The organism is Micromonospora sp. NPDC049799 (genome assembly GCF_040656655.1).
Taxonomy (GTDB): Bacteria; Actinomycetota; Actinomycetes; order Mycobacteriales; family Micromonosporaceae; genus Micromonospora.
The window spans coordinates 1-3,762 of record NZ_JBFAMU010000486.1 but is presented as its reverse complement, the minus strand read 5'-3'; the positions used below and the strand labels follow the sequence as shown (position 1 = coordinate 3,762).

The window sequence follows — 3,762 nt, the reverse complement described above, 5'->3', positions numbered from 1 at the left end:
GGCTGCGGCCCTCGCGCGGCTTGACGAACACGGTGTCACCCATGGTCGGCATGGTCATCAGGTAGCGCATCCCGAGCTTCTTGCGGGCCAGCGCGACGGCGGCCCGCCGCTTCGCCGCCCCCGGGGCGGCCGGGTCGAAGAACAGCTCCGCCGGGTCGTACCCGGGTTTGCGGTGGATCTCCACCAGCCGGGCGAAGTCGGGTGCCCGGCCGTCGTCGAGCCAGTAGTAGTACGTGAACCAGGCGTCCGGCTCGGCCACCAGCACCAGTTCCCCGGCGCGCGGGTGGTCGAGCCCGTGCGCGGCCTTGCCGGCCTCGTCGAGCACCTCGGCCACCCCCGGCAGGCCGGCGCAGAGCTTCGCCACCGCCGGCACGTCGGCCGGGTCCTTGACGTAGACGTGCGCGACCTGGTGGTCGGCCACCGCGAAGGCCCGCGACGTCCACGGGTCCAGGTACTCCATCCCGGCCTGTGTGTGCACCCGCAGCAGCCCCTCGGACCGCAGCAGGCGGTTCACGTCGACCGGCCGGGACACGTCGGTGATGCCGTACTCGGACAGGACCACCACGGTCGTGTCCCGGTCCCGCGCGGCGTCCAGCAGCGGCGCGAGGACGCCGTCCAGTTCGGCCGCCGCGGCGGCGGCCCGGGGCGACGAGGGCCCGAAACGTTGCAGGTCGTAGTCCAGGTGCGGGACGTACACCAGGGTCAGGTCCGGTGCCTGCTCGGTGAGGATCTGCTCGGCGGCCCGGCAGATCCACCGCGAGGACGGCAGGCCGGCCGTCGGTCCCCAGTAGGTGAACAGCGGGAAGGTGCCGAGCCGGTCGGTGAGCGCGTCGTGCAGCTCCGGCGGGTCGGTGTAGCAGTCCGGCTCCTTGCGCCCGTCGGCGCGGTACACCGGCCGTGGGGTGACCGTCCAGTCGACGTCCGCGCCCATCGCGTACCACCAGCAGACGTTGGCCACCGTGTAGCCCGGCCGCGCCCGGCGGGCCGCCGTCCACAGCTTCTCGCCGCCCACCAGGGCGTTGTGCTGCCGCCACAGCAGCACCTCGCCGAGGTCCCGGAAGTACCACCCGTTGCCGACGATCCCGTGCTCTTCCGGGAGTGCCCCGGTGAGGAAGGTCGACTGCACCGAGCAGGTCACCGCCGGCAGCACGGTGCCCAGCTCCGCCCGGAACCCACCGTCGGCCACCGCCCGCAGGCGGGGCATGTGCGCCAGCAGCCGCGGGGTCAACCCGACGACGTCCAGCACCAGAAGTCTTCTCATACCGCCACCTCACGTCGATCGGTGAGCCCCAGTGCGACCAGTTCGTCGCGGGCGAAGGCCAGTTCCGCGGCGATGCCCGCCGCCAGCTCCGCGTCGGTGCGCGGGCGCCGCGCCGCCGGCAGCACCCCCCAGGTGTACGTCTCGACGTCGAGGTGGTCGCAGCCGGCGACCGGACCGGCGAACAGCTCCGCCAGCGCGGCGCGCAGCACCGGCAGGGTCGAGTTCAGCGGTGGTTCGGGCGGCGCGTGCAGCGGCACGTGGTAGTGCACCCGCCACGGGCCGGTCAGCCCCGCGTCCAGCGCGGCGTCCAGGTCGTCGGCGCTGTGCACCGGGTCGGCCGGGTCCGCCGCCGCTCCGCACCCGGCGGACCGGGTCTGGTGCAAAAAGCGCGGCTCGACCCAGCGGCGCAGCGCGTCCGTCGTACCGGCCGGTGCCTCGATCGCGGCGGAGACCTGCACCTTGACCACCGGCAACCCGGCCGCCGCCAGCCGGGCCAGCGCCGTCGCGGGGTCCTCCCAGGCGCAGGCCAGGTGGGCCAGGTCCAGGCAGATCCCGAGCCGGTCGGTGTCCACGCCGGCCAGCAGCGAGCCGGCCTGACCGGTGGTCTCCACGACGCACCCCGGTTCCGGCTCGAAGCCGACCCGGACCGGGCGGCCGGTGTCCCGCTCGACCGCGGCGAGACCGGCCGCCAGCCGGTCCAGCCGGTGCCGGGCGGCGTCCGCGCGCGCCGCGTCCCAGGGCTCCCGCCAGGCCAGCGGAAGGGTGGAGACCGATCCGCGCGCCGCGTCGTCCGGGAGCAGGTCGGCCAGCACCCGGGCCAGGTCCAGGGTGTACGCCAGCCGCGCGTCGGTGGTCCAGTCCGGGTGGTACACGGCGCCCTTGACCACCGGGGCCTGGAAGGCCGCGTACGGGAAGCCGTTGAGGGTGACCACCTCCAGACCCCGCGCGGTCAGGTCGGCACGCAACCGGCGGCGCAGTGCGGGATCGGCGGCCAGTTCGGCCGCGACCGGGGCGGCCAGCCACAGCCCGAGGCCGAGCAGGTCGACGCCGAGTCGCTCGCGGACCGGCCGGGCGTGGCTGTCCAGCTGGGCGACGATCCCGGCGAGGTCCTCGGCCGGGTGCACGTTGGTGCAGTAGCCGAGATGGACCGTGGTGCCGCCGGCGTGCCGCAGCCGCATCAGCTGCCGCCGCGCAGGATCGAGTTGCCGGTCTCCGGGTCCACCGCGGCCAGGTCCTCGTCGCGCAGGTCGAGCCGCCCGGACTGGCCGTAGAACTCGACCGGGTTGCGCCAGAGCACCCGGTCGACGTCGTCGTCGGTGAACCCGGCCAGCAGCATCGCCTCCCCGGTCGCCCGGGTGAGCAGCGGGTCCGAGCGCCCCCAGTCCGCGGCCGAGTTGACCAGCATCCGCTCGGTCCCGTACGCGCGCAGCAGCTCGACCATCCGCGGCGGGGACATCTTCGTGTCCGGGTAGATCGAGAAGCCCAACCAGCAGCCGCTGTCCCGGACCAGCTTGACGGTCACCTCGTTGAGGTGGTCGACCACGACCCGGCCGGGGTCGATGCCGGACTCGGTGACCACGGCGAGGCTGCGCTCCACACCCCGGGCCTTGTCCCGGTGCGGGGTGTGCACCAGCGCCGGGAGGCCGTGGGCGACGGCCAGGGCCAGCTGCGCCGCGAAGGCCTCGTCCTCCTCCGGCGTCATCGAGTCGTAGCCGATCTCGCCGACCGCCACCACGCCGTCCTTCTCCAGGTAGCGGGGCAGCAGGTCGAGCACCGGACGGCAGCGCGGGTCGTTGGCCTCCTTCGGGTTGAGCGCCACGGTGGCGTGGTGCCGTACGCCGAACTGGCCGGCCCGGAACGGCTCCCAGCCGATGAGCGAGTCGAAGTAGTCGGTGAACGAGCCGACGCCGGTGCGCGGCTGCCCGAGCCAGAAGGCCGGTTCCACCACCGCGCGGACCCCGGCGGCGGCCATCCGCTCGTAGTCGTCGGTCGTCCGCGACGTCATGTGGATGTGCGGGTCGAAGATGCGCATGTCACGCCTCCCTGGGATGCGGTTGGCCGGCCCGGGCGGCGAGCCGGTCGAGCAGGTCGGTGGCGTCGGCGGGCATGGTCCGGCCGGCGGCGGCGCGCTCGGCGGTGAGGGCGGAGAGCATCCCCGCCAGCTCGCCGTCGGCACGCTCGTCGAGGTCGGCGACCACGGCCAGCGGAACGCCCATGAACACGCACTTGAGCACGGCCTGCCGCCAGGCGGACGGGTCCAGGTGCCGGGCGTACGGGCCGAGGGCCGCGGCGACCAGCCGGGTGTCGTTGGTGCGGATCGCGTCGTGCAGCAGGGGCACGCCGGCCGCGCCGATGGGCAGCAGCGGCAGCGCCCGCAGCACCGCCCGCTTCTCGGCCGCGTCGCCGTGCCGGTAGAGGGTGTCGGCGTACCCGGCGTGGTCGCCGGGCAGCGCGGTCAGCAGCAGGACGCGCGCCGCGTCGTCGGCGGTCCAGCCGGGCAG

At 74.7% G+C, this 3,762-nt stretch carries 4 protein-coding genes; all 4 read right to left on the bottom strand.

Annotation, left to right across the window (positions count from 1 at the left end):
• A partial coding sequence (locus tag AB0I76_RS24980; RefSeq protein WP_357040048.1) for a nucleotide pyrophosphatase/phosphodiesterase family protein occupies window positions 1–1,261 on the bottom strand: 1,261 nt, incomplete at its 3' end.
• Entirely contained in the window at window positions 1,258–2,439 is a 1,182-nt protein-coding gene (eboE, locus tag AB0I76_RS24975) for a metabolite traffic protein EboE (RefSeq protein ID WP_357040045.1), read from the bottom strand. The genes eboE and AB0I76_RS24980, both read right to left, overlap by 4 nt.
• The gene (locus AB0I76_RS24970; protein ID WP_357040042.1) at window positions 2,439–3,293 is read right to left on the bottom strand and encodes a TatD family hydrolase; all 855 of its coding nucleotides are present in this window, start codon (window positions 3,291–3,293) and stop codon (window positions 2,439–2,441) included. Before AB0I76_RS24970 ends, eboE begins: the two co-directional genes overlap by 1 nt.
• A 1-nt stretch (window position 3,294) precedes the next feature.
• The coding region (locus AB0I76_RS24965; protein WP_357040039.1) for an EboA domain-containing protein at window positions 3,295–3,762 on the bottom strand (468 nt) is incomplete at its 5' end.

Coding starts and splice junctions, on each gene's coding strand:
- eboE (WP_357040045.1), bottom strand. CDS start 2,439: ATGCGGCTGCGGCACGCCGGCGGCACCACGGTCCATCTCGGCTACTGC.
- AB0I76_RS24970 (WP_357040042.1), bottom strand. CDS start 3,293: ATGCGCATCTTCGACCCGCACATCCACATGACGTCGCGGACGACCGAC.